At 52.8% G+C, this 24,167-nt stretch carries 20 protein-coding genes; 7 read left to right on the top strand and 13 right to left on the bottom strand.

Annotation, left to right across the window (positions count from 1 at the left end):
- Positions 1-15: 15 nt before the first annotated feature.
- On the bottom strand, positions 16-498 hold the full coding sequence (locus MIB40_RS10335) for a YajQ family cyclic di-GMP-binding protein (protein WP_249693749.1): 483 nt from the start codon (positions 496-498) through the stop codon (positions 16-18).
- Between the two features lie 156 nt (positions 499-654).
- Here MIB40_RS10335 and MIB40_RS10330 point away from each other — a divergent pair, with 156 nt between their 5' ends.
- Both MIB40_RS10330 and MIB40_RS10325 read left to right on the top strand, forming a co-directional pair.
- Complete coding sequence (locus MIB40_RS10330; RefSeq protein WP_249693747.1) at positions 655-1,626, top strand: GGDEF domain-containing response regulator; 972 nt, start codon at positions 655-657, stop codon at positions 1,624-1,626.
- A 6-nt stretch (positions 1,627-1,632) separates the two neighbouring features.
- Positions 1,633-2,586 carry a ketopantoate reductase family protein gene (locus MIB40_RS10325; RefSeq protein ID WP_249693745.1) on the top strand — a complete coding sequence of 318 codons (954 nt, stop codon included), beginning with the start codon at positions 1,633-1,635 and terminating at the stop codon, positions 2,584-2,586.
- A 41-nt stretch (positions 2,587-2,627) separates the two neighbouring features.
- Here MIB40_RS10325 and ampD read toward each other — a convergent pair whose 3' ends face one another.
- Both ampD and MIB40_RS10315 read right to left on the bottom strand, forming a co-directional pair.
- Complete coding sequence (ampD, locus tag MIB40_RS10320) at positions 2,628-3,206, bottom strand: 1,6-anhydro-N-acetylmuramyl-L-alanine amidase AmpD (protein ID WP_249693743.1); 579 nt, start codon at positions 3,204-3,206, stop codon at positions 2,628-2,630.
- Positions 3,207-3,280: 74 nt separating this feature from the next.
- Entirely contained in the window at positions 3,281-5,671 is a 2,391-nt protein-coding gene (locus MIB40_RS10315) for a DUF1631 domain-containing protein (protein ID WP_249693741.1), read from the bottom strand.
- Between the two features lie 329 nt (positions 5,672-6,000).
- Between MIB40_RS10315 and MIB40_RS10310 the strand changes: the two genes are divergently transcribed.
- Entirely contained in the window at positions 6,001-6,528 is a 528-nt protein-coding gene (locus MIB40_RS10310; protein ID WP_249693739.1) for a retropepsin-like aspartic protease family protein, read from the top strand.
- Between the two features lie 158 nt (positions 6,529-6,686).
- The gene (gene nadC / locus MIB40_RS10305) at positions 6,687-7,532 is read left to right on the top strand and encodes a carboxylating nicotinate-nucleotide diphosphorylase (RefSeq protein WP_249693737.1); all 846 of its coding nucleotides are present in this window, start codon (positions 6,687-6,689) and stop codon (positions 7,530-7,532) included.
- 33 nt (positions 7,533-7,565) lie between these two features.
- Here the strand turns inward: nadC and MIB40_RS10300 are convergent, their stop codons facing one another.
- From MIB40_RS10300 to MIB40_RS10280, 5 genes are all read right to left on the bottom strand, one after another.
- The gene (locus tag MIB40_RS10300) at positions 7,566-9,887 is read right to left on the bottom strand and encodes a mechanosensitive ion channel family protein (protein ID WP_249693735.1); all 2,322 of its coding nucleotides are present in this window, start codon (positions 9,885-9,887) and stop codon (positions 7,566-7,568) included.
- Between the two features lie 153 nt (positions 9,888-10,040).
- Positions 10,041-10,373: a hypothetical protein gene (locus MIB40_RS10295; protein ID WP_249693733.1), complete on the bottom strand. Its 333-nt coding sequence runs from the start codon at positions 10,371-10,373 to the stop codon at positions 10,041-10,043.
- A gap of 139 nt (positions 10,374-10,512) precedes the next feature.
- Positions 10,513-11,961, bottom strand: a complete 1,449-nt coding sequence (locus MIB40_RS10290; RefSeq protein WP_249693732.1) for an ATP-binding protein — start codon at positions 11,959-11,961, stop codon at positions 10,513-10,515.
- A gap of 1 nt (position 11,962) precedes the next feature.
- Entirely contained in the window at positions 11,963-12,670 is a 708-nt protein-coding gene (locus MIB40_RS10285) for a response regulator (RefSeq protein WP_249693730.1), read from the bottom strand.
- 128 nt (positions 12,671-12,798) lie between these two features.
- Positions 12,799-13,344: a Spy/CpxP family protein refolding chaperone gene (locus tag MIB40_RS10280; protein WP_249693728.1), complete on the bottom strand. Its 546-nt coding sequence runs from the start codon at positions 13,342-13,344 to the stop codon at positions 12,799-12,801.
- Positions 13,345-13,591: 247 nt separating this feature from the next.
- On the opposite strand from MIB40_RS10280, the gene MIB40_RS10275 reads away from it, so the two are divergent.
- Positions 13,592-14,020: a MerR family transcriptional regulator gene (locus MIB40_RS10275; RefSeq protein WP_249693726.1), complete on the top strand. Its 429-nt coding sequence runs from the start codon at positions 13,592-13,594 to the stop codon at positions 14,018-14,020.
- On the top strand, positions 14,013-16,760 hold the full coding sequence (locus tag MIB40_RS10270; protein ID WP_249693725.1) for a heavy metal translocating P-type ATPase: 2,748 nt from the start codon (positions 14,013-14,015) through the stop codon (positions 16,758-16,760). Before MIB40_RS10275 ends, MIB40_RS10270 begins: the two co-directional genes overlap by 8 nt.
- 81 nt (positions 16,761-16,841) lie before the next feature.
- On the opposite strand, the gene MIB40_RS10265 is transcribed toward MIB40_RS10270, so the two are convergent.
- The 4 genes from MIB40_RS10265 to MIB40_RS10250 all read right to left on the bottom strand — a co-directional run bounded on the left by MIB40_RS10265 (position 16,842) and on the right by MIB40_RS10250 (position 21,428).
- Positions 16,842-17,888, bottom strand: a complete 1,047-nt coding sequence (locus MIB40_RS10265) for an HlyD family secretion protein (protein ID WP_249693723.1) — start codon at positions 17,886-17,888, stop codon at positions 16,842-16,844.
- A 2-nt stretch (positions 17,889-17,890) separates the two neighbouring features.
- Positions 17,891-19,207, bottom strand: a complete 1,317-nt coding sequence (locus MIB40_RS10260) for a glycosyltransferase family 2 protein (RefSeq protein WP_249693722.1) — start codon at positions 19,205-19,207, stop codon at positions 17,891-17,893.
- Positions 19,197-20,546 carry a TackOD1 domain-containing metal-binding protein gene (locus MIB40_RS10255; protein WP_249693716.1) on the bottom strand — a complete coding sequence of 450 codons (1,350 nt, stop codon included), beginning with the start codon at positions 20,544-20,546 and terminating at the stop codon, positions 19,197-19,199. The genes MIB40_RS10260 and MIB40_RS10255 overlap by 11 nt, the downstream gene beginning before the upstream one ends.
- Positions 20,547-20,708: 162 nt before the next feature.
- A complete protein-coding gene (locus MIB40_RS10250) occupies positions 20,709-21,428 on the bottom strand; it encodes an ABC transporter permease (protein WP_249693714.1) in 720 nt (239 codons plus the stop codon).
- 343 nt (positions 21,429-21,771) lie between these two features.
- On the opposite strand from MIB40_RS10250, the gene MIB40_RS10245 reads away from it, so the two are divergent.
- A complete protein-coding gene (locus MIB40_RS10245) occupies positions 21,772-22,281 on the top strand; it encodes an acyloxyacyl hydrolase (RefSeq protein ID WP_249693712.1) in 510 nt (169 codons plus the stop codon).
- An 83-nt stretch (positions 22,282-22,364) separates the two neighbouring features.
- On the opposite strand, the gene prfC is transcribed toward MIB40_RS10245, so the two are convergent.
- On the bottom strand, positions 22,365-23,954 hold the full coding sequence (prfC, locus tag MIB40_RS10240; RefSeq protein ID WP_249693710.1) for a peptide chain release factor 3: 1,590 nt from the start codon (positions 23,952-23,954) through the stop codon (positions 22,365-22,367).
- Positions 23,955-24,167 lie beyond the last annotated feature (213 nt).

Genomic DNA, 24,167 nt, shown 5'->3' with positions numbered 1-24,167 from the left:
GAACACATTGGCTGGCTAGTCGCGAAAATTATTAAACTGTAGTGGCAGATCCAGCTCGGCCTCACGCAGTAGCGCCATGCACTGCTGCAAATCATCGCGCTTCTTGCCGGTTACTCGCACCTTGTCACCCTGAATAGCCGCCTGCACCTTGACCTTGGAGTCCTTGATCAACTTGACGATTTTTTTGGTGATCTCTTTATCCAGGCCTTCACGAATCGTCACTTCCTGTTTTACCTGTTTGCCCGAAGCATAGTGATCTGCCACATCCAGACATTTCACATCGATACTACGCTTGATCAGCTTGCCTTTTAAGATTTCCAGTAACTGTTGCAGCTGAAAATCGGCTTCGGCCACCATTGTGACCTTGTTTTCATTGCGTTCGAACGCCGCTTCCACCCCCCTGAAATCGTATCGAGTCTCGAGTTCACGACTGGCCTGATCGACCGCGTTGGTCAGCTCTTGCATGTCTACTTCAGAAACGGTATCAAATGAAGGCATGGTAATTCCTTGTATTCAGTACGGCTCCGGGAGGGAGCAAAACAGATCATAAAGTGCAGGCACAGTGCCACGGCACCAAATCGGGTATTATAGCGTATCTTAATGCTGGTTGGTGACATGGCACACCAATCTGGCGGACACGGCGAAGGGGAATAAATGATCGATCCTAATTGCTCCATTATGGTGGTTGACGATGCCCGATTTAGCAGCGCCATGATCGGCCGCACTCTGGAACGCACCGGTTTCAGCAACATACGATATGCCACCAGCGCGATTGAAGCTCTCAACGAACTCGAAAGTAACCCGGTCAGCATTTTGGTTGCCGATTGGCTAATGCCAGAAATGGATGGGCTCGAGCTCACCAGCCGGGTCCGTCAACTTGATGAAGCCAGCAACCACTTCACCTACATCCTGTTGCTGACCGCCAAGGAGGGTATCGATGCCGTAGAAGAAGCCTTCGATCGTCAGGTAGATGACTTCATTCACAAGTCCGTGATGAACGAACAGCTACCCCCGAGAATCTTTGCCGCACAACGTATGTCGGCGATCCAGAACAAGCTGCTTAACCAGAACCAGTTGTTATTGGAAAACAATCAACGTCTGCGCAGTCAAAACCTGGTTGACGGCTTAACCGGCTTGGGCAACAGCCGGTATATGCTAAAAAAACTCCAGCAAAGCCTTAAATATGTCCAAGAGCGCAATCAGGCCGCGTACCTGTTATTGATCGATATTCAGCAAACAGAGCGCCTGAAAGCCAGATACAGCCGAACCATCATCGATGAGGTCGTGCGTGGCGTTGGTCGCCGTCTGGATCAGCTAGTGCGACCGCTGGATACCGCCTGTCGCCTGGAGCCGACCCAGTTTGCGGTTGTCTCCACCATACCCAGCTTGCATCAGTGCAGCAGTGGCAGTTTTAAGCGCATCCACGAAGGTATCAATCTCAAAGCCTTTAAAACCTCAGCTGGCTTCGTTTCGGTTCAAGCCAGCACCTTGCTGTGTGGCGTCGATGCCCGTCAAGGTGACATTGACGCCAAGTCGATACTGGAGTGGCTGCAGCAGGAGTCGAGCCAGCAAATTGATAGCAGTCGCATCCTGGAATGCGAATATCGCTCCCCGACCGGTGACTAATCGGCCATGTCGGGATCATCATATCAGGGTGCCGAGGCATCCAGCACTAGTCTACCCTGGGTCATCCTCGGAGCGGGCGCCATTGGATCACTGTGGGCTGCCAAACTTTTCCAGCAGAGCGTTGAAGTAGAGCTGCTGGTTCGCCACCCGATCTCGACTCCGACGCCCCTGGCTTTTCGCGATACACCTTCAGCGGAGCCGATCCAGCTTGCTGTCCCCCGTACGACATTGCACGAACGCCAGACTCCGATCCATAAATTACTCCTATGCTGTAAAGCACCGGAAGCCTTCCAAGCGATCGTTCAGGCGCAAAATTTCCTTGCCCCCGGGGCTTTGGTCGTTCTCTGCCAAAACGGAATGGGTAGCCAACAAGCGATAATAACGAGCTTCCCTCAGTTTGATATCTACTGCCTGAGCACAACTGAAGGCGCTTATGTTGCCACTAACCGGGAGGTCGTCCATGCGGGTTACGGAACCAGCTGGCTTGGCAAGCTGAATCGAAATTCTGAACCAGTAGATGATCAAAGCAGGGCTATTGCAAAAGATCTTTCACGCAGTGAGCTAACCGTAAAATGTGACCCCTGCATTACCAACAGGTTGTGGTTAAAACTCGCGATTAATAGCAGTATCAATGGGTTGACTGCACTCTATGGCTGCAAAAATGGCGATCTGCTTCGCCCCCCTTATTGCGACCGTATGGATGCTTTAAGCCGGGAAACGATCCAACTCTTCCAGAATCTGGGAATTGACCCGGGGCTCGACCTTATTCAGCAGGTGCGCACCATCGCGAAGGATACCGCACAGAACTTCTCCTCCACTTACCAGGATGTCCAGCGCGGTAAAACTACAGAACTGGCGTTTATGAATGGATTTGTGATCGAGCAAGCCAGGCAGGCCGGGATTCACCTGCCCGAACACCAGCGATTACTTGACGAACTGGCGGTGCTTGGGATTCATTAAGACCGTTTGATTAAGCAAAGCAAACCTTAACGACCCAAGCCTCAAACAATCGTTGCCCCTGATTCATTGCCCGCAAATAGCAATGAGCGAAAATAATCCCAGCGAAATGCAGGCCCGGGGTCTGTCTTACGGCCAGGTGCAATATCGCTGTGGCCACAAATACGCTCCGGCGTCAGGGCAGGATAATGCTCACACAGGAGCTGTGAAATACTGGCCAGAAGACGGTACTGGACATCAGTGTAAGGCTCGTCATCACAGCCCTCCAGCTCTATACCGATAGAGAAATCGTTACAATTCTCAGTACCCTCATAACAGGACACACCCGCATGCCATGCACGCTGTTGCAGGGGAACAAACTGAATGACCTCGCCCTGGCGGTCGATCAGCAAGTGTGCAGAGACTCGTAAATCACAGATCGTCCGAAAGTAGGGATGACGACCGCTATCAAGTCGGTTGAGGAAAAAATCGACGATATCACCCGAACCAAATTGACCCGGCGGTAAACTGATGTTGTGGATCACCAACAGGGAAATATCCGTATTCTCGGGTCGTTCTTCACAGTTGGGAGATGCCAGGAAGCGAACGCCTTCAATCAAGCCCTGACGGGTCAATGTAAACATGGATGCTAACTCAGAAACATATAACAAAAAGGCAGCTTATCAGCTGCCTTTCCCGAATACCGCAATCTTATGCATTACCGGGCATTTGGGTTCATTTGTCGCAGGTTACCGATAACCGATTCAAGAGCCCGATCAAACAACAGGGCATCATCGAGCAATCTCATACCACCATCTCGCAATTCAACAGCAAGACCGTTACGGGTTTTCTCTGCGACTTTAACCCCGGTACGGTTCACAAAGATGTACTTGCCGGTGACCTTGATATGAGCGGCCAATTTGCAACGGAAATGATTCTCTTCACTTTCGTTAAACTCTACCCAGGCCCCAACTTTCAGGCTATCGATCAGGCGATAGCTAGGATCATCATCGGCCAACTCAACGGTTTCGGCTTCGGGTTCAGGGGCAACAGGCTCAACCCCCTTGAGACGAACATGAACCGCTTGTACTGGCTCGATCTCAGGGGCGGCTTCGGAAGACTTTACCTGCTTTACTGTGGTTAGTGCTGAATCGTTGTCTGGAGAGTTTACAGGGCTAGCCGGAGCCGCTTTGGGTGCCTCCAGGGGTGGCGCCACAATATTGGCTACCTTGGACTTCACCTCTTGCTGATTCCCTTGCTGCTTGGGTTTGAAGCTACTCAGATGGATCGCTTCCAGCTCGGCAAACAACTTGTTCATGGCGAAAGAGTCGAAGGCAATTTCGGTGAGCCCGAGGCGTAACTGCTTCAGCAAACCCGGAACCATCTTCAACAACTTCTTTCGATCTTCTGCGTCGTTGATCGGGCTAACACTCCAGATCAGGGCATCCACCGTCTTGAGAGAGTGAATCCAACGCGGTGATTGGTCGCCCTCTTTCAGGTAGATCAGCATCATCACCCGGCTCCAGGCGTCTTCGAGCAAGCTCACGACCACTGAAGGCAGAGATAAACCGACCATTTTATCGGCCAAGGCCTGTTGCACAGCATTGCGAGCCGCTTCGCTTTTTGCACGACCTTCTTCTGCATCACGAACCCGCTGTTCCATCAACTCGCTGCGGCGTTGCTCCCGGACCACGAAGCCCAGAAAATCATCCAGACATTCGTTAAAGATCGAGATATTGTCTTCGAATTCGCGCAGAATCCGAAAGACAACCTGCTCCATTTTCTGGAACAGGCGATCCTGAGTTTTACTGTCCTGATCGTTCCAGCCCATAGCCGCCGACGCCATTTCGTTGAGCAGCTTACGGGCAGGGTGGGATCCTTTACTGAAAAACGCCTTGTCGATCACAGCCACTTTCAGGATGGGGATCTGCATGCGCCCCAACAGCGCTTTAACGCTCTCGGGTAAATTTTTATCGTCGAGAATAAACTCAAACAGCATGGACACCAGATTGATAGCATCATCATCCACACTGCTGAGGGAAGCATTGCGCTGCTCGTTGGACATTAAGCCATGAAGAGCACCTCTGACGTCCTCCACCTCGCCCTGGGATGGCGCGCTGTCAGGCTCAAGCTGTTCGGTACTTTGCTGCAATTGGGACAGCATGCCCATCAACTCTTGCTGACTGGCGGTACTGGCTGGCCCTGCGGAGGAGCCACTAACAGGTTCACGTTGGGTCACGCCTGAACGCGCCAACAAAGTACGCAGGGTGCCAAATACCTGCTGGGCAATATGAAGCTCAGCAGCCTGGGGTTCGCCAGCCTCAGTCTGGGCGCTCGCACCACCTGGGGCGGCTGCGTCTGAGGCGACCTGGGGCGCTTGATCCAGAGAGCGCCTCTGAACAGCTGCCTTGCGGGCCTGCGGAGTCATGGAAAGACCAGGCAGCACACCGTCGGACACCAGCGTATGGTTCAGCTCGACGTAGAGTTTTTCAATTTGATTGAGAACGTATTTTTCAAAGAGCTTGAAAACAATCAATTTAACCTTGATCTCAACATCAAGCTCTTTACAGGCGACACAAAAAGACTCGCAGAGGAGTTTTGGTCCCATCGGATTGTTGTTCTGGTTGATACTGCGCCCAACCAGGGAATCGATACGGGTTGTGAGATGGGTCAGGGCCATTCCCTGATCGCGATTAACCACACGCGAAACCATGGTTTCTACGGCGACAGATTGCTCAAGCTCGTCGTTCTGCAACACGCTGAGGCCGTCCATGGAAACACTGCCCAGCGAGACTTCGGGGGTTTCGGCCTTGGCCAAGCCCTGAAAACCTTCATCAATCGCCTTATAGAACTTGGACTCCATGACCCGACGCTTCATTCGCAGGTCACGCATGGCTTCGAAGTAGACGTTTTGTTCGGAGTTAGAGCCAGCCTTATCTGCCATCTCAAAGAGGGTATCGTCGGCGTTGTCAAAAAGACCTCTAAGCAGAACCGCCAACTGTTTAATACCCTGCTGGCGAATCTTTAATAGTGGTCTGGCCAGCTTTAGTCCAGGCGCGCTGCTGCCACTGGCTTGCGCCAGCGATACAACCTTGGAATCTTTCGTCATCGCACCCTCTCCAATCTCGACGGGTTTCTCTATTCAACCCGACCTGGGATCGTCATCCCCCGTTCCAGCCCCATTCCTTGAAGTACTGATAGTTTCAAATGGCTATCCTGGCCATTGTGTGGAAGCCAGTATAAAACGATATTACGCTCTCTAGCCCAATATTTTTGCCCGTTCGGGAGCTATGTCACAGAGACTCTATATCTGTGTCAATTTTCCATCTTTTTTATTGCTGTTCTACTTAAAACAATAACTTTTCAGAACATTTGAAAATATAGGATAGATACCGGTTCCCGCTATGCCCTGACAAGGGGGTCTGTTTATAATGCGATATGACTCAAAATAACCCTCACAAACGCTCCGGACGCTGGATGATGGCCGTCGCCTGGATCATTGGGCTGGTGCTGCTGACCCGTTACTTTGCCGGTGTCGAAGAACAGCTCTACAACCCCAATGCTACTCCCGCCACCCAAACTGACATCCAGGGCAACCCTGAGCTGGTGCTCAAGCAGAATCGCTATGGTCATTATGTGCTCGGGGGCACCATTAACGGCCACAATGCCACCCTGCTTCTGGACACTGGCGCTACGGCCGTGGTCGTTGCGAGCGATCTGGCCAAAGAGATCGGTTTAAAGCGAGGTCTCCCCAGCTACGCCCAAACCGCCAACGGCCGGGTCCAGGTTTACAACACCCGTATTGACCAACTCAAACTTGGCAACATTTTACTTCATGATGTTTCTGCCACGATCAATCCCGCCATGCACGGCAATGAGGTTCTGCTGGGTATGAGCGCCCTTCGCCAGCTTGAATTTACCCAACGCGGCGAAGAACTGACCCTTCGTCTGTTGCCGGCAGGCTAGCTGTGCTTTTTCTATTCGGCATTTCATACGCTAATCAGTATCATCACGCTCCTGTCACCCGTCAAAAAGGGTCAATAAGGCGTTGGTGAGCGCTTAACAGGCCACCCAAACCTCCTTATAATTCGCCGCCTGCATTCATCGAACAGGCGCCTATCACCATGACCATCATTTCCCAGGATATCGAACGCTGTGTACGCTGGGCCCTAGAGGAAGATATCGGTTCGGGTGATATCACCGCAGCCCTGATCCCTGCTGATCAAAAAGGGCTGGCAGGGGTGATCAGCCGCGATGACGCCACCATTTGTGGCCGGGCCTGGGTCGATGAGGTCTTTCGCCAACTCGATCCCGACGTCGAAGTCGCCTGGCGGGTCGATGAAGGGCAACAAGTGACGGCCAATACCGAGCTGTTTCGGTTAAGCGGTTCTGCCCGCAGCCTGTTAACCGGCGAACGCTGTGCGCTTAATTTTCTGCAAACCCTGTCAGGCACTGCCACTTTGTGCCAAAGCTACGCGGATCTGGTGGCAACAACCGAGGTTCGCCTGCTTGATACGCGCAAAACCCTTCCCGGCCTGCGCACCGCACAGAAATATGCGGTGACGCAGGGGGGCTGTCATAACCATCGTATCGGTTTATTTGACGCCTTTCTTATCAAAGAAAACCACATCAATGCCTGTGGCGGCATTCGACAGGCGATCGAACGGGCGCGCCAATACACCCCGGGAAAACCCGTAGAAGTAGAAGTGGAATCGATCGACGAACTTGAGCAGGCACTCAGGGCCCGGGCCGACATCGTAATGCTCGATAACTTCAGCATCGAACAGCTCAAGCAAGCAGTCGCGCTCAACCGGAGTTCCCAAGCCCCCGCCAAACTGGAGGCATCAGGAGGCATCACCCGCAATAGTTTACTGGCCATCGCCCAGACCGGCGTCGACTATATATCCATCGGCGCGCTGACCAAGGATTGTCGCGCCATCGACCTGTCGATGCGGTTCCAGGAGATGTAATCCCAGCGAGCAATATTGCTCGCTGGCACGGGTCTACATTTCGTCACCGCCATCTTCGGCACCATCCAACTTTTGCTGTCGAGCCAACTCAGAGGCGATAACCGCCGTGGTAGCGGCGGCAGTTACCTGCTCGACCAGCTTTTCCCGACGCGAAGCCTGTTCATCGGCTGAACCCTGTTGCTCCCCGGACGCAGCAGAGGATTTCTGCGGCGCTGAATCCGGGCTGACAGAATCCGAACCCGAGGCTGAATTGGCTGCCGCCTGAGAATTCATCGCCGAGTCCTCATGCTCGTGCTCCAGCTCTTCCGGTAACCGAACCCGCACCTCCCGATGGGCAAAGGTGATGCCGGCCGCTTGCAATGCATCTCGAACCCGGCGATAGGCTTCACGCCGAATAATCCACTGCTCGCCGGGCTTACTGGTAAATTTCATACGCACGATCAGTGCCGATTCCTCGACTCGCATAACCCCTTGAGATTTCAACGGCAAAATAAAGCTTGGGCCCATCTCCTCATCGGTTAGCATCTCCTGACCCACTTTCTTGATAATTTTACGCACCTTCTCGATATCCGTATCGTACGGCAGGCGCAGCTCGAGCTTCATGGTAATCCAGTCTCGGCTAAGGTTTTTAACCGTGGCAATCTCCCCATAAGGGATCGTTTGCACCGCACCCAAATGATGACGCAGGCGCATGGAACGCATGGAGATCTTCTCCACGGTACCCCGCAACCCCCCGGTTTCAATATATTCACCCCGGCGAAAAGCATCATCGAGCAGGAAGAAAATGCCTGAAATCACATCCTGCACCAGTTTCTGAGCCCCAAAACCAACCGCAATACCCACAACCCCGGCACCCGCAACCAATGGGCCAATCTGTATTCCCAGACTGTGCAATATGGTCAGCACCACTACGACCACCAAAATTGCAAAAATAAAGCTGCGCAGCAACGGCAACAGGGTTTCGGTTCGAGTCGCCCCCCCGGCGCCGCCTTCCCCTTCCGGGGCGGCGTCGGCATCCTCATCTTCCTCGGGCATTCTCTGCTCAATCAGGGTACGCACTACTTCCCAGACAACATAAGCCAGCAACAGAATCACCAGCACATCACCTAGACGATCCAGCACCATCTGACCGCCATCACTTTTCATCATCTGGAACGAGCCCATACCCCAGGCTTCACTCAGCGTAATCAGGGTTGCCGCGACCAGAATCAAACGAAAGCCGTTCAACAAAATTGCCACCACACGAGGCGCGCGCTGGGGGAAGCGGCCGGCCTGTAGCATAGGCAGGGACACCACCCTGGACAGCAACGCATACACCAACCGATCCAGCACAGGAAACAGAATGGTGACCCACCAGGCGAGACTGATTTTCTCCACCACCGCGGTGTTTTCGATAAAAACATTAAAGCCCCAAATACCCCACAACAACAGAATCCAGGCGGTTGCCAACACAGGCCAGGACTGGGCTAACATCTGACGTGCCGGAGATATATTGGGGGACAAGCCTTCGGCGAACATCTGGTTAATCGACAAACGCTCCGCCCACATCATAAGCACAATGGTCAGCGCCATAATCAGCCCGCCCAGCACCACGGAGGCCAACACCAGTTCGTGCTGCAACCCCAGCGCCACCCATAGCCCGGAGCCATGACTGGTTACCGAGTAAATGATCGTGATGAGTAATACCCAGTAATACAATCGGCGAGCCTGGGGGCACTCAAGGGGTAAAGGACGAATGCCTTTTGCCCATGGGGCAAGAATGGCGCCGGCAACAATGGTCATAACCCGTACAGCCACAACCACCGTCAGTACACTAACCAAAAGCAATCGTGGGGGCGCCCCCGAATCATAGATAATAGCGGGAACGGCAAGGGCAGATAAGGCAAACGCCAGTAAAGAGGCAAAACGGAACAGGATGCCCAGAAACATGTACTGCAGCCTGATATACCAGCGCGACTCTTGCTGGGCTTCCATCTTGCGAGTCAAGGGAGCGAACTTGAATGCCAACAGTTTTTCTACGCCGATGCCTACGGCCAGCATCAGGACCAGCATCATCAATAAACCGCTGGCCGTTTCGCCATCGGACAACAGGGTATTAACCATCTGATGGTATTGCGATGGCAGCTGATGCAAGGCCAGCTTGAGATCGCCAAACTCTTCGACAAAACGATCGACTCGATGGTTAACCGACACCACCATGCCCTTCATGGCTGGTGGGCTGGTAGGTACCGCGGTTTCTTCTATTCTTTCCTGGGTCAACGATTCATCGGCTTCAGTCGCGGCGTAAAGCGGATTCAACAACGGCACCGCTAACAGACACCCCAACAACAGCATCCGCATTGGACTGGTCATCATTATCTCCCTTATAAAGACCTAAACCTGTTTGCGATAACAGCTCATACCGGTACAGAAACAACCTGTAACCGCCTGGCATTCAATGCGGGTGATCAGACAATCGATGACCGCCATTGGGGCCCGCCAACCCTGACCAGGCCAAGTTTGCCTGGGCTATTTAGTACTGTAGTCGAGCTCGCGGATCTCCTTCGCGGCTCGGGAATCCAGCGCATCGTTGAAGGAACGTAATGTGTGTTCGACTTCGGTCCAGGTCACCTGACCATCGCGGTTAAGGTCTACCTTATCAATCTGATCAGCCACCGATGGCATCAAAACTCGGGCCTGTTCGTAGCTGAGGTAACCCAGATTCTGGCTATCCAGCGCCATAAACTGCTCTTTGGTCTTGGCCAGAAACTCTGCATCGATGGTTTCTATCTTGTTAGCAAACAGCAGGCTGCTGGAGAGAGACAGGGACAAAACAGCTAGTAAACGGGTGGTCTTCAACATGTAGAAATCTCCAGGAAGTGGTACGGCAACTCACCAGACCCTATCCATATTTAATGTACTTAATTATTTATTGATGCGATCTCATTCCCAGAGATCCTGCCTTCCATTGTAATCGAGATTCCTTTCAGCGCCCACCAACTTAGCGGCGATAAGGCAAGCTTACCCGAACACACAAGCCAGGTTGACGATTACTGGCGACGATCGTGCCGCCGTGCCGCTCAATCGCTCGCCGTGCGATGGCGGTGCCCAATCCGGAGCCGCTGTTTTCTTCCCCCCGGGTTTCATCGACACGATAGAAGGGTTGAAACATGGCCTCCAAGGCTTCTTCGGGGACGCCCGGCCCCTGATCCTCAATGTCTATCTCAATCAGGGTACCGGTTACTCGAGTGTTGACCTCGATCTGTCCTGCTTCGGGGGAGAAACGAATCGCATTGCGAATGATATTTTCCAGCGCACTGCGCAACGCCTCGCCATCTCCCTCGATAGAACCCAGGGAGGGACCGGACAAAACAACGCTGCAGCCTCGAGCTTGTGCTTCAAAATTACAATCTTCCACAACGGACTGAATCAGGGCGTCCAGATCGGTGGGTTGCCCAGCCTGGTGACTGCTGTCAATTCGAGACCACTCTATCACTTGCCCGATCAGTTGATTCAACCTCTGGATTTCACGTTCAGAGCGATCCAATTGCGCATCAATCAAGCCTTCACTCTTGTTGCGAGCCAGCGCCAGAGATATCTGTAATCGAGTCAAGGGAGAGCGCAGCTCATGGGATACGTCCCTAAGCAATCGCTGCTGACCACTGACCAAGCGTTCGAGCTGGTCTGCCATCCGGTCGAAATCGCGACCGAGGTCGCCCACCTCATCGCGCCGCTGCACTAAAGGTTCTCCAGCTCGAGAGCTGAGGTCACCGCCCGCTATGCGCTGTGCAGCCAACTGCAAATGTCGCAAGGGGCGAATCAGAGATGCGGACATCAAACCACTGAATAAACCTGACACCACAATGGCAATGAATACCACACTCAGATGTGTGCTGCTGGCAAATAGAATACGGGCCCCCAACCATGGCGGCTCCATACTCATAACCAACTGGTACTGCTCACCACGAAGATCCATCAACCGGGGGCCTACCAGCAAACGTCCCTCGACCCGACGAATCACGGGTTCAGTATGTGTTCCATAGCGGGCCATGAACTGGCTGACTTCCGGTGGCGAATGAGGCAATAAACTCTCTCCGGAGACACTGAACAGGTAATGATCCAGTAAAGGCGCTTCATTCATGCGCACCAGAACCTTGGCGAGGCGTTCTTTAATACGCTCATTATTTTCCGGGAACGAGATAAACACGGGGGGGCGCCCGGGAGGGCTATGCCGGCCCCGCTGATGCAAGGCAAAACGCTCCATTCGCTGGGCTGCATGGTCCAGGTTAGCAAGCAGGTGTTGGCGTTCTTCACGCAGCGCATCCGGGTCAAGGCTCACCAGTATGGTGATAGCCACTGAAAAGATCATCACGATCATTGCCAGCCAGAACCAGAGAAAAACCTTCCAGAACAAGCGTTGCACCAACAGAATCTGCAGCCTCTTAAACATCTTAGTGCGCACTGCTATCGACGATATAATAGTAGCCTGAACCTCTTACTGTTTTCAGGCGCGGGCTACCATCGGGTTTATTTCCCAATTTACGGCGCACGTTACTGACGTGCATATCGATCGCACGATCGTATTGAACCAGGCGGCGATCGAGGGCCAGTTCAGTCAATTCTGCCCGGGAGATAAGCTGTCCCGAACGCTCCAGCAGCGTTCGCAATACGATAAATTCCGTTGCCGTAAGCTCCAGGGGCTGGCCACCCAGCGTCGCTTCATGATTGGCCAGGTTGAGTTCCAGATCCTCCAGCTGCAAACGCTGACTCGTCTCTGCTCGAGCGGGTTGCTGCCGTAACTCTCCCCGCCTCAAAATAGCCTTAATGCGAGCCACCAGTTCACGATGATTATAGGGTTTGGGCAGATAGTCATCGGCGCCAATTTCCAAACCGATAATGCGATCCACGTCATCACCTCTGGCGGTTAACATCAGCACCGGAATTGCCGACTGTCGGCGTATTAGTTTCAAAACATCAAAACCATTGAGGCGAGGCAAGGTGACATCCAGCAGCACCAGATCGTGTTGATTCGTTAATGCGGCATCAACGCCAGCTTCACCGTCATGAACAGCATCCACCTCAAAGCCTTCAATGGCCAGGTATTCCACCAATAATTCGCAAAGCTCACGATCATCGTCCACCAACAGCAACCGGCTCATTATGCCCACCTCTTAAAGTTCATCACGCGAACAGGGAGCCTTTTCAGGCTCCCTGATTTCACTCTAACGAAAGTGTCTCACCGTTAGACGATGGAGTGAATGCCATTGCACATTTCAACCCGCACCTCTTACCAGCGAGGCCCGTAGCCATTATCCATATTACAGCCACCGTTCATGCCGTATCCACCACCCATTCCCATGCCATGACCTTTACCGCCTTGACCACCTTTCATTTTAGAGCCACGGCCACCGCGAGCCGCCATCTTCTCCTGCTGCTCTTCGGTCAAAATATTTTTCATGGCATCTTTATGGGCATCGCGCATGGTGCGCATCTCTTTATAGAATGCCTGACGTTTTTCATCGGTAAAACCGTATTTTTCCATCAAGGCCGTCCGCTCTGCCTGATTCTTCTCCATCAAATCGGCCAATTGCTGTTGCTGTTTCTCATCCAGCCCCAATCGCTTGGCCATACCATCGGCGCGGCGCTCTTGCATGTAGGTTTTGGCTTTTTGCTTCTGCTCATCGGTTAAGTCCAGAGCCTCTAAAAAGTTGCCCATACGACCATCCTGCATACCAGGGCCGCCCATATTTCCGCCACCCCAACCACCAGGCTGTGCCATTACCATCGCCGCGCCACTTAACAAGATCGGTGCTACTAACCAACGCATTTTCATTGTCGTTCTCCCTCATGGGTTATTTGTTTACTGTCTTCATGATCCAGTCTATGCGCAACTTCCTATAGTCGGGTTATAGGGATGGTAAGGGTTCCGTAAACAACCAGCTTGTACCGATAGTCACGGCACTTTTCGCAACGAACGAATACAGATCAAGCCAACCGCTTGACCTGTGTGTTACACATAGGTTTAGACTGAAGGTATCGCGATAGCTCTACTCCAATCACTCCGCTTCCAGGGGACCCGTATGAGAGTCAAACAGCTTGCTGAGGCAGCCCATGTCACGACGGACACCGTGCGCTTTTACGCTCGCAAGGGGCTATTGATGTCCACGCGAGATCCCGACAACGGCTATCAACACTTTAATCAAGAGGCCTTGCGCCAACTGCGCTTTATCCAGCAGGCTCGTACTCTCGGATTCAGTCTGCAAGAAATTGAGCAGATTCTGCACCACCAGCACAGTGCCAGTTCCCCCTGCCCCATGGTGCGAGATCTGTTAAGCCAGCGGGTGCCCAAAGTGCGGCAGCAGATCGAGGAACTTCAAACCTTGTTGCATCGAATGGAAAACGCGCTGGATCGTTGGCAAGAGATGCCCGACGGCCTACCGGACGGTCATACCATTTGTCGATTAATCGAACATTGGGATAGCGACCAGCAGGAGACATCCAATGAATGAAGTCAGCTTTTGGCAGCTGGACGGCCTCCATTGCAATAATTGCGTCAACAAGATTCGTCAGCGCTTGCAACAGGAGCAGCCGTCTTCAGAACTGGACATCGACCTGAACAACCAGCAGGCTCGCATTCAATCAAAATTGACTCCAGCTCGCCTGCAAGCACTGATAGAAGCCGCTGGCTATAAAGCCAGTCTGCTGCGCAACCAGGTCCGTTACATCCCAGTGCAAGGCGTCAAATGTCAGGGTTGCGTGAAGAAAATCCGCGATCGGTTACAACAACTCGATCCCGATGCCTGCCTCGATGCGGATTTGACCACCCAGACTCTGCAACTTCACTCCCAGCTCGACGATGCCCGGATCAAGGCACTGTTAAAGGATCTGGATTATCTACCCGAGCCCGACGCTCAGGCCTCCGACACGGCAAGCCCCTCTGAAGCAGAGGGCGATCAACAGACCACCCGTCAACACTCGACAAAGACACCTGCCCTGCAACTGGCACTGCAGGGAATCACCTGCGCCGGTTGTGTAAACAGCATCACCAACGCTCTGCACAGTGTTCAGGGCGTTACTCTGGTAGAGGTCAATTTTGCCACCCGCCGAGCTTCCGTTGAGGGTGAGGTGTTACCGCAACGACTGATCGATGCCATCAAGGCCTCAGGTTATGGCGCCGAACTCATCCGGGACGGCCAGCAAGCGCACAATCAACAACAAGCCCTGGAGCAACAGGAATACCAGCGCCGGGTACGAAACGCCGCCGCAGGATTACTGCTGGGCATACCGCTTATGCTATCGGGCTTCTTTATTGAGATGACCGTTCAAAGCCACAGCGACCAATGGCTTTGGGGCATCGTGGGAGTGTTGACACTGGCCGTATTGGTCGGCGCCGGAAGTCATTTTTTTAAGGGTGGATGGCATGCGATCCACAACCGCAGCGCCAATATGGATCTGTTAATTGCGATCGGCACCGGCAGCGCCTGGCTCTATTCCATGGTCGTCGTTCTGATGCCCGAGATACTGCCATCGGCAGCCCGGGCGCTGTACTTTGAAGCCAGCGCGATGATCATCGGGCTTATCAATCTGGGACAGGCACTGGAAATACGAGCCCGCGGAAAAACCAGCGCCGCACTCAGGCGATTACTGGACCTGCAGCCAACCTATGCCAGGGTGATACGCGAAGATCAGGAGTTTGATCTGCCACTGGAGCAGGTTCAATTGGGTGACCGGTTACGGGTTCGCCCCGGAGAAAAAATCCCGGTGGACGGCGATATACTGGAAGGTAAGAGCTATGTTGATGAGTCGATGCTAACGGGCGAGCCCATGGCCGTAAGCAAGCGCCAGGGCGACAAATTGTCGGCCGGCACCCTGAATCAAAAGGGCAGCTTGCTCTATCGGGCAACCCGCATCGGCAACGACAGCCTGTTAGGCCAGATTATTGCCATGGTGCAACGGGCACAAAACAGCAAGCCGCCCATCAGCCAATTGGCAGATAAGGTTTCCGCCGTGTTCGTCCCTGCGGTAATGATCATTGCCGTGATCACCGCCCTCATCTGGTTCAATATTGGGCCGGAACCGGTCGCCGTTCATATGCTGGTAACAGCCACCACCGTGCTGATCATTGCTTGCCCCTGCGCCCTCGGATTGGCCACGCCCATTTCAGTCATGATTGGTGTAGGCCGTGCTGCTGAATCCGGCATTCTGATCCGTAATGGTGACGCCCTGCAAAAAGCCAGCGAACTCGATGTCATTGTGGTCGATAAAACCGGAACCCTGACCATGGGCACACCGAAAGTAATTGATGCTCACTTTCTTCCGTCACCCCAGCCTACCGAGCTGCTGCTCGCCCAGGTCAGGCAGCTGGAGTCAGCGTCCGAACACCCACTGGCATCGGCGTTAATCGACTATTGTAATCAACAACCAGGCAACGATAGGCAACCAGAACAGTCATTGGCGGATTTCACCGCTCTCAGTGGTCTGGGCGTTGCCGGAACCAGTGCATCAGGCAAACGCTTACTGCTCGGCAATCAGCGCCTGATGAACGAGAATCGTATCGATTTGGCAACGCTCGACCATACTGATCCATTAGCCACCGGAACCCGGGTTTACCTGGCCATCGACGATCAAGCCATGGCCCGATTTACCATTCAAGACCCGATAAAACCCGACGCCAAAACCGCTATCAAACGCCTGCACCAGGATGGCATTGACGTCATCATGCTCACCGGCGATAGCGCCAGTAACGCCGCCAGCGTTGCCCATGAATTGGCGATTACTCGTTTCCAGGCCGAACTCTTACCCGCCGACAAACTAGCCGCCATTCAGCAGCTACAACAACAGGGATTAAGGGTGGGAATGTGCGGCGACGGCATCAATGATGCGCCGGCCCTGGCGCAGGCTGACGTCGGTTTTGCCATGGGCACGGGGACCGATATCGCCATGGAAAGTGCCGACATCACCCTGGTAAAAGGTTCACTTCAGGGCATTGCGCACGCCATCGAACTCTCCCGAGCAACGCTGCGCAATATTAAACAAAATCTGTGGGGGGCTTTCGCCTATAACAGCCTGGGCATTCCGGTCGCTGCGGGCGCCTTGTTCCCCCTGTTTGGCGTTTTGCTCAGCCCCGTGATCGCAGGAGTCGCCATGTCGTTGTCGTCATTAACTGTGGTAACCAATGCCAGCCGCCTGCGTTATCTACAAATCGGGCGCCCGTCGGAATCCATAGCCGCGTGTAAGGAGCAACTATGAGCTTGATCATCAACCTTATCGGACTGGGCATTATTGTGCTGATCGCCTGGTGGTTCTGGTACCCTCGTTGAACCTTGGCCTCTAGAAAATCACCTCGACTGGAATACTCTCGACCCACATATTTTTTTCCAACGCCTGATCAAAGGTGAGTGTCACTTTTAATAGCGCTGGCTGCCCTTCAAACGGCTTGGCCAAATGGGCTGGTAAACGACTGGTCATCTCCACTTTTTCGGTAACCGTCGCACTATAACGCCGACCATCCGGAAACTTGACCGACGCTTTGCTGCCCTGGCGGGCGGAATTCAGGTAGCGAGGATTCAGGTAAGCTACCACCTTGGGTTCGATGTGCCTCGATACTGTCAATAATGGATCTCCGATAAATACTCGACTGCCAACTGCCACCTGAACATCGACAATATTACCGCCATAGGGCGTCACAATCGTCAGGCTGTCATACTGGGCTTTTTTAACCACCAGATTGCCCATCAATTGCCGTTGCGCCTGCGCCACAGGCCCTGCTGCCTTGCTCACTTGACGATCTATCAGGGCACGCTGGTAATCAACGGTTTTGGTATTCACCAACTGCTCAGCCTGGCTATGGACACTGATGATGGCCGCATAATCGACATCGGATACCTTGCCGCTGGAGCGGTAGGTATCATAGCGCTTTCGAATGCTGGCCATGACCTCCAGGTTGGTTTTGGCTTCATCAATCGCCTGCTGATAAACCACAAGTTCCTCTTCTGTGGAATCGGTCAGGCGCTTATCGAGCTTTCTTAGCTCGGCTTCCAAAAAACGAATATCCGACGCCAGTACGGCATTATTCATGGTCAGCAATACACTGCTTTCTGCGATCGACTCGCCCGGTTCGACGCGCAAAGTATCAACAATACCATCGTTGGTAGCGGTAATGGTCACCGGTTCCGTAGTAACCACACCCAGGGCAATCACCAGCACATAATTACGAAACAGATAATACCCCATCACTAATAAGGGGCTAACAACCAATGCCAGAGTCAGATACCAGCGCAGCCGGTAACCTCCTCGTTTGGCCTGACCATAGACCACCTTCACACCTTGCTCCGATGTGGGTTTTTTCTGTTTCTCGAGGTGAAAATCTACTTTCATGGCTAGAATCTATTGCCCCGTTTCAACACCCACCAGGGAGCCATACTCGACTCCTCATGACTACGACGAACCACTTCATTGATCATGGAAAAAGCGGTAATCAATCGCATAAAAAACTGATAGCCCGGATAGAAAAGCAACCAGACAAACATCATAAAATCACTGCTCGGGCGTTCAGAAACCAGCAACAGATACAGGACAAAAAACATGGCACCGATTAAAAAATAGAGCAGATACAACATTGCCATTAGCGCCATCACAAAACTCAGGGGATACGCCACCACCAGATACAACATAAACACGACCATCAGCAAGGGCAGCAACACATTTTGCAAAACCCCGTAGACCAGAACAAAAACAAAATTCCCCCAGCCCAACAACCGGGGAGTTAACCCCTTTTTATGCTTGCGTAAAAAAATAAACAGCAGATCACCGTCCCACCTCAGGCGTTGTCCAATCAACCCCATTAATGTATCCGGCACATCAGTATGGCCCACCGCATGGGGAGTAAAGCCCAGCTTCATGGCTGGATAACGACGCTTGTATTGCTTGAAGCGGATCGTCAGATCAAGATCTTCAGCCGTGTGGGTATCCCATCCACCCAATTGCCGCAGCACCGATTTTCTAAAAGCGCCAAAAGCACCGGAAATATTATTGATAACGCCAAGGTTGGCCAGGCCGGTTTTTCCGACCTGCATCGAGAGCATGTATTCCAGCGCCTGCATTCGCGTCAGCAAGTTGGTGTTCCAATTTCGTACCCGCAGCGCTCCGCCGGAAGCCACCATATTCGGGTCGCTGAATTGCTTGAGCATATTGAGCACCATATCGTTGTCGAAAGAGGTATCACCGTCGACATTCATCACAATCTCTCCCGACGCTTCTGCCAGCCCGGCATTCAACGTGGATACTCGACCGCCCCGTTGCCATTTCGGGATCACACGAATATTGCGCATCGCTAGCCCCTGATGTTGCCGAGCCGATTTCATCGCCGCTTGATAAGTATGGGGATTTTGCGTCGCCCCATCGACCACGGCCAGCACTTCGATTTTGCCAGGATAGAGCTGAGCAACCAGCGTATCCAACGTGATGCAGATCGCATCCCCCTCTCCGTAACAGGTCACTACGACACTGATGTCGGGATAAGTAGCCGGCAGTTCGTCTCTATTCTGTGCAGACCAGCGAAACACACCGATCAGAATAACAAGCGCCAGGGGCAACTCAATGATCACCAGCATCGGCAGCAACAATAGCCACAATTCGGCATTGGCTACTACCATGCCGAAGATATATTCCATCAAAGCCAGGCTATCAGAGAGCATACACATCCATCAGTTTATTCTGGATCCACAGGGCAGCATCATCAGCCAGGTTCTCATCGGGTAGTTTCCAGGCAAATACTTTCAGAGAAAAATTATCCTCTTCAATCAACGCCGCCAGACTCTCAATTTTCTCCTGCAAAACGGGTAGCGATTGCTCTGTGGCATGAGGCATCAGTACCAACAGCATGTCATTTCTGACCTGGCAGCAAATATCGGTTTCTCTAAACAAACCATTCAAACGGCTGGCAATTTGTTCCGTTAAGGAAAACATTTTGGCGTCTCCATACAGTTTGCCATAACCATCCAACCGGGGCAGATAAAGTCCAAGTATCAAATGCTCCTCCTGGGAACGTTTGGCCAACTTGTTCGACCACACCAGTATGCTATTGAAAAACGCCACATCTACTTTGCCCTTGAGCATTAATTCCGGCGTTGTCAGTCGATGACCATGACGAATGCTATGATCCCCCTGATAACCAATCTTGCACTGATGAATGCGCCTTACGATCAGATCGGATATCTCATTTTTATGATCACAGCTAAAGCAACTGACTCGCGTTTCCGCCTCGGCGAAACGCTGCTGACAACTGTTGCAACGATGCGTTTCGATCGGCTTGTCATAGTCCACTCCAATATGCCGTAACTGGGTCAGACATTTTGGGCATTCAAGTTTGGTGCTGCGCAAAAACTCATCCTGAGCGCCTACATAACCACAGGTAAAACAGTGCAGCGACTGACTCGATTCAATATCAAAGTCATGGCAGGACGGGCAAACATCGACATAGTTAAGATGTCCTCCCTGGCAGTTACCGCAGACTCGAACACGATCAACCAGGCGTTCAGACACCAGTAGTTCTCGGTTGATCTCCGACATAAGATAGCGGTAGGGGGATTCCAGATCCGGGTGAATACTTTCAAGCAACGGATAGCTATAAAGCGATGGGGTATCACCACTTTTGACCGGTATCAAACTGCGAGTATTATCCAGCCATAACCACCCCAATAGAGGATCTACCTCCTCGGGACTATGGATTAACGTTAATTTGGATTGATGCTGCTCGTAGTCTTCCAGGCAGAGGGCTTCATCCCATAAACCATCGGCCATCAGCGAAAGTCGCGCACTGTCTTCCAGACCATAGACTCGCCAGGTCCAATAGCGATGAGAGGCATGTAGCTGGTTCAGGATTAAATCCTGTTGCTCCGCGGACAACGATAATAGCAACAAGCCACCAACGTCCGCTGGTAGGCTCTCAATAGAGTCAACGAAAGTAATATCACAGTGGGCAGTGTCTACCTGGCGGTAATTACCCAAACAATATATCTGTGCGGTTTTCTTCATTGAAACACCTTGGAAAGTAGCGTTGTCCTAGCCCTGAAATAATAATAGCCGCTAATCCGATAATGCTTCTATAAGACATTACCGAGCCTAAGACAGGTTCACACTGGTACTTTCCGCAATGCCAACCGGTGCCTAATCGACAGGGTGGTACCGATTTCAAGATCAGGTATTCCTTTGCGCCTCAGCTTTCCAGCCGCGATAAAGAAACAGCGCAGCCGCCAAACCGGACGCACCATAAGTCATACACATGACCAGAATCTGATACCTGACGGCCACCAGGGGGGAAACTCCCGACAATATTTGTCCGGTCATCATACCCGGCAAAGCCACCAACCCAACCGCAAACAGGGCATTGGTAATAGGAATCAAGGATGCCGTCAGTGCAATACTGCGAGCCTTGGACAGTTGAACTCCGCGCTGCTGTTCAGCGACCATACGTTCCGCCGCCAGGCTCACCGCCGTCAAGGCGTTGGAAAAAATCATTCCCGCAATGGGAATCAGAAAGCGGGGTTCGTACCAGGGATCCAGTACCAACACGCCCTGGGTCACCAGCGCCAATGTTGATCCTCCAACCAAGCCTATCGACACCAGCGCATGAGCCAGTAACTCCCGCCGCCGACCCTCGACCGTATTGAGCGAGATCCAGCTCGAGGCAATCACCATCACCAGCAGTAGACCAAGAATCAACAAGGAGGAATCGGTAGCAAACAGGAAGTTCAGCGCGTAACCAATCAATAATAATTGCACCACCATTCGCAGCACGGCATAGAGCGCATTCTTCCAGGTGAGTGACCATATAAAAAGCACTGCTACCATCAGCAGTACAGGCACAAAAGCGATTAATAATCGCGAAAAAGGGATAACCTCAACACCTGAGCCCATCGCCGGATGCTCCCACAATCACTACATTGTTGCTTCATTAGAGCATGATCCTGATTACTAACAAAGAATGACCCATCGTCGATTTTAAGGCACCTCTGTGCCTGTAGAGCGGCCAGTACTGCGCTCCGCCAACCTGAGGTGCAGCGCAAATATGACTATTTTTTATACAGTTTTTATATTCTCTGAGTTTCCCACCACCCCTGTCGCTACTCTGTCCTTGGACCATAGCCGTATGAACAACAAAACCCCTTGATGGTATTTTACTCGCTTGTTAGATTGGGCTTGCGTCCTAAAAAAATAATCACAGGCGTTTCCTAGACAACCTACATGGACTGTACCTGCTATGCCGATAGTATCTTTACGCTCGATAAAAAAATCCCTTCAACTACTCGCCGCCGGCGCCCTGTTCAGTTCAGCTTCGTTGTATGCCGACGGCGTCTATGTCGGCATCGGCGGTGGTGTGTTTGATACGCTGGATGGCGCCGACAAGCTCGCCACTTCCTTTACTGTCGAAGCTCCCGAGCTGGAAAATTGGTGGGACATACGACCCACCCTCCAGGGCGTTTTTATCAGTCGCTCCGGCTATTACATTGGCCTTGGCGGAGTGAAAGAATTCCCACTGGCTGACCCGTTTTCCTGGGGACTGGGTTTTAGCGGCGGTTATGCCCATGAAGACGAAGAATCACGGGCATTGAGATATGACGTGCAGTTTTATACTCGAGTGATGCTCAACTACGATGCGACCGTTAACAACCGGATACGTTTGGAATATGGCCATATCTCCAATGCCGGCATCGGCACCCCTAACCCGGGTACCGAACCCACACTGCTGTCCTGGCTCTACCGTTTCTAATAAACAAACACATCACTGCAAGACTGGCGCTTGCCAGTCTGCGGAGACCCGGAGCAGGAAACCCAAACAGGTCGTTTGAGCAATCAGTGCTCTCGCGTGGCGCGGAAGCGAATATCCGGCCAGCGTTCTTCGGTCAGACTCAGGTTAACCCGGGTCGGTGCCAGATAGGTGAGGTGGCCGCCGGCGTCGATGGCCAGGTTGTCGTTGGCTTTACGCTTGAACTCTTCCAGCATTTTGGCATCGTCGCATTCGACCCAACGCGCGGTATTAACGCTGATCGGCTCGTAGATGCATTCCACCTTGTATTCATCCTTAAGGCGATAAGCCACCACTTCAAACTGCAGCACCCCGACCGCACCAACAATCAGGTCATTGTTGCGGTGTGGCATAAAGAGCTGGGTGGAGCCCTCTTCTGACAGCTGCTGCAAGCCTTTTTGTAATTGCTTCATCTTGAGCGGATCTTTCAGGCGCACACGTTTGAACAGCTCCGGGGCAAAATGGGGTATGCCAGTATATTTGAGCGCCTCGCCCTCGGTGAAGGTATCACCGATCTGGATCGTACCGTGGTTGTGCAAGCCGATGATGTCACCGGACACCGCTTCTTCCACATTGGCGCGATCCCCTGCCAGGAAGGTCACCGCATCGGCAACTTTGATATCCTTACCAATACGCACATGTTTCATTTTCATGCCACGGCTGTACTTGCCCGAGCATACCCGCATAAAGGCGATACGGTCGCGGTGCTTGGGGTCCATGTTCGCCTGGATCTTGAACACAAAGCCGGAGAATTTTTCCTCCGTCGGCGATACTTCCCTGAGATCTGTCACCCGCGCTACCGGAGCAGGCGCCCATTCCACTAGCCCGTCGAGCATATGATCGACACCAAAATTGCCCAACGCGGTACCAAAAAAGACCGGCGTCAGCTGACCGAGCAGGAACAGCTCCTGATCAAATTCGTTGGACGCGCCCATCACCAGTTCCAGCTCATCGCGCAACTGGGCCGCCAGCTCCTCACCCACCGCTTCATCCAGCTGGGGATTATCGAGCCCTTCAATGGTGCGAATATCCTGAATCGCATGCCCCATACCCGACTGGTAAAGCAGGGTTTCATTCCGAGCAATATGATAAACCCCCTTGAACTCCTTACCGCAGCCAATCGGCCAGGTCACCGGAGCACAGAGCATACCCAACTCGTTTTCCACTTCGTCGAGCAGCTCCATTGGGTCGCGTACTTCGCGGTCGAGCTTGTTCATAAAGGTGACGATTGGCGTGTCACGCAGCCGGGTCACTTCCATCAGCTTACGGGTACGTGCCTCAACACCCTTGGCAGAATCGATCACCATCAGGCAGGAATCGACGGCGGTCAGGGTACGATAGGTATCCTCGGAGAAATCCTCGTGCCCGGGAGTATCAAGCAGATTGACCACTCGATCCTTGTAGGGAAACTGCATAACCGATGAGGTAATGGAGATACCCCGCTGCTGCTCCATGGTCATCCAATCCGACGTCGCGGCTTTATCACCTTTCTTGCCTTTCACCGAACCCGCCACCTGAATCGCCTGCCCGAGCAAGAGCAGCTTCTCGGTAATGGTGGTTTTACCCGCATCGGGGTGGGAGATGATGGCGAAAGTTCTTCGGCGCGCAACATCATTCAAGATGGACGTGTTTGACATCAGTAGGGGTCTTCTAGGTTAGCCACGGATTAGCAGGATTGGGCCGCAGAGCCCCGTTCAGGCGTTGCGCCAATTTGATTTTGATATCCTGGAATCCGTCGTGTGAATCGGAATTGGCGCCTATTTTCACCGATCGTGGCCTTAGACACAATCCATGATTCACAGCCAGAGGGGCCGCTCAGGCTCGACAGAGCGGTCACAGGGCACAGTCTC

The sequence above is a fragment of the Aestuariirhabdus haliotis genome (assembly GCF_023509475.1).
Lineage (GTDB): Bacteria > Pseudomonadota > Gammaproteobacteria > Pseudomonadales > Aestuariirhabdaceae > Aestuariirhabdus > Aestuariirhabdus haliotis.
This window is presented reverse-complemented; position numbering and strand designations above follow the sequence as displayed.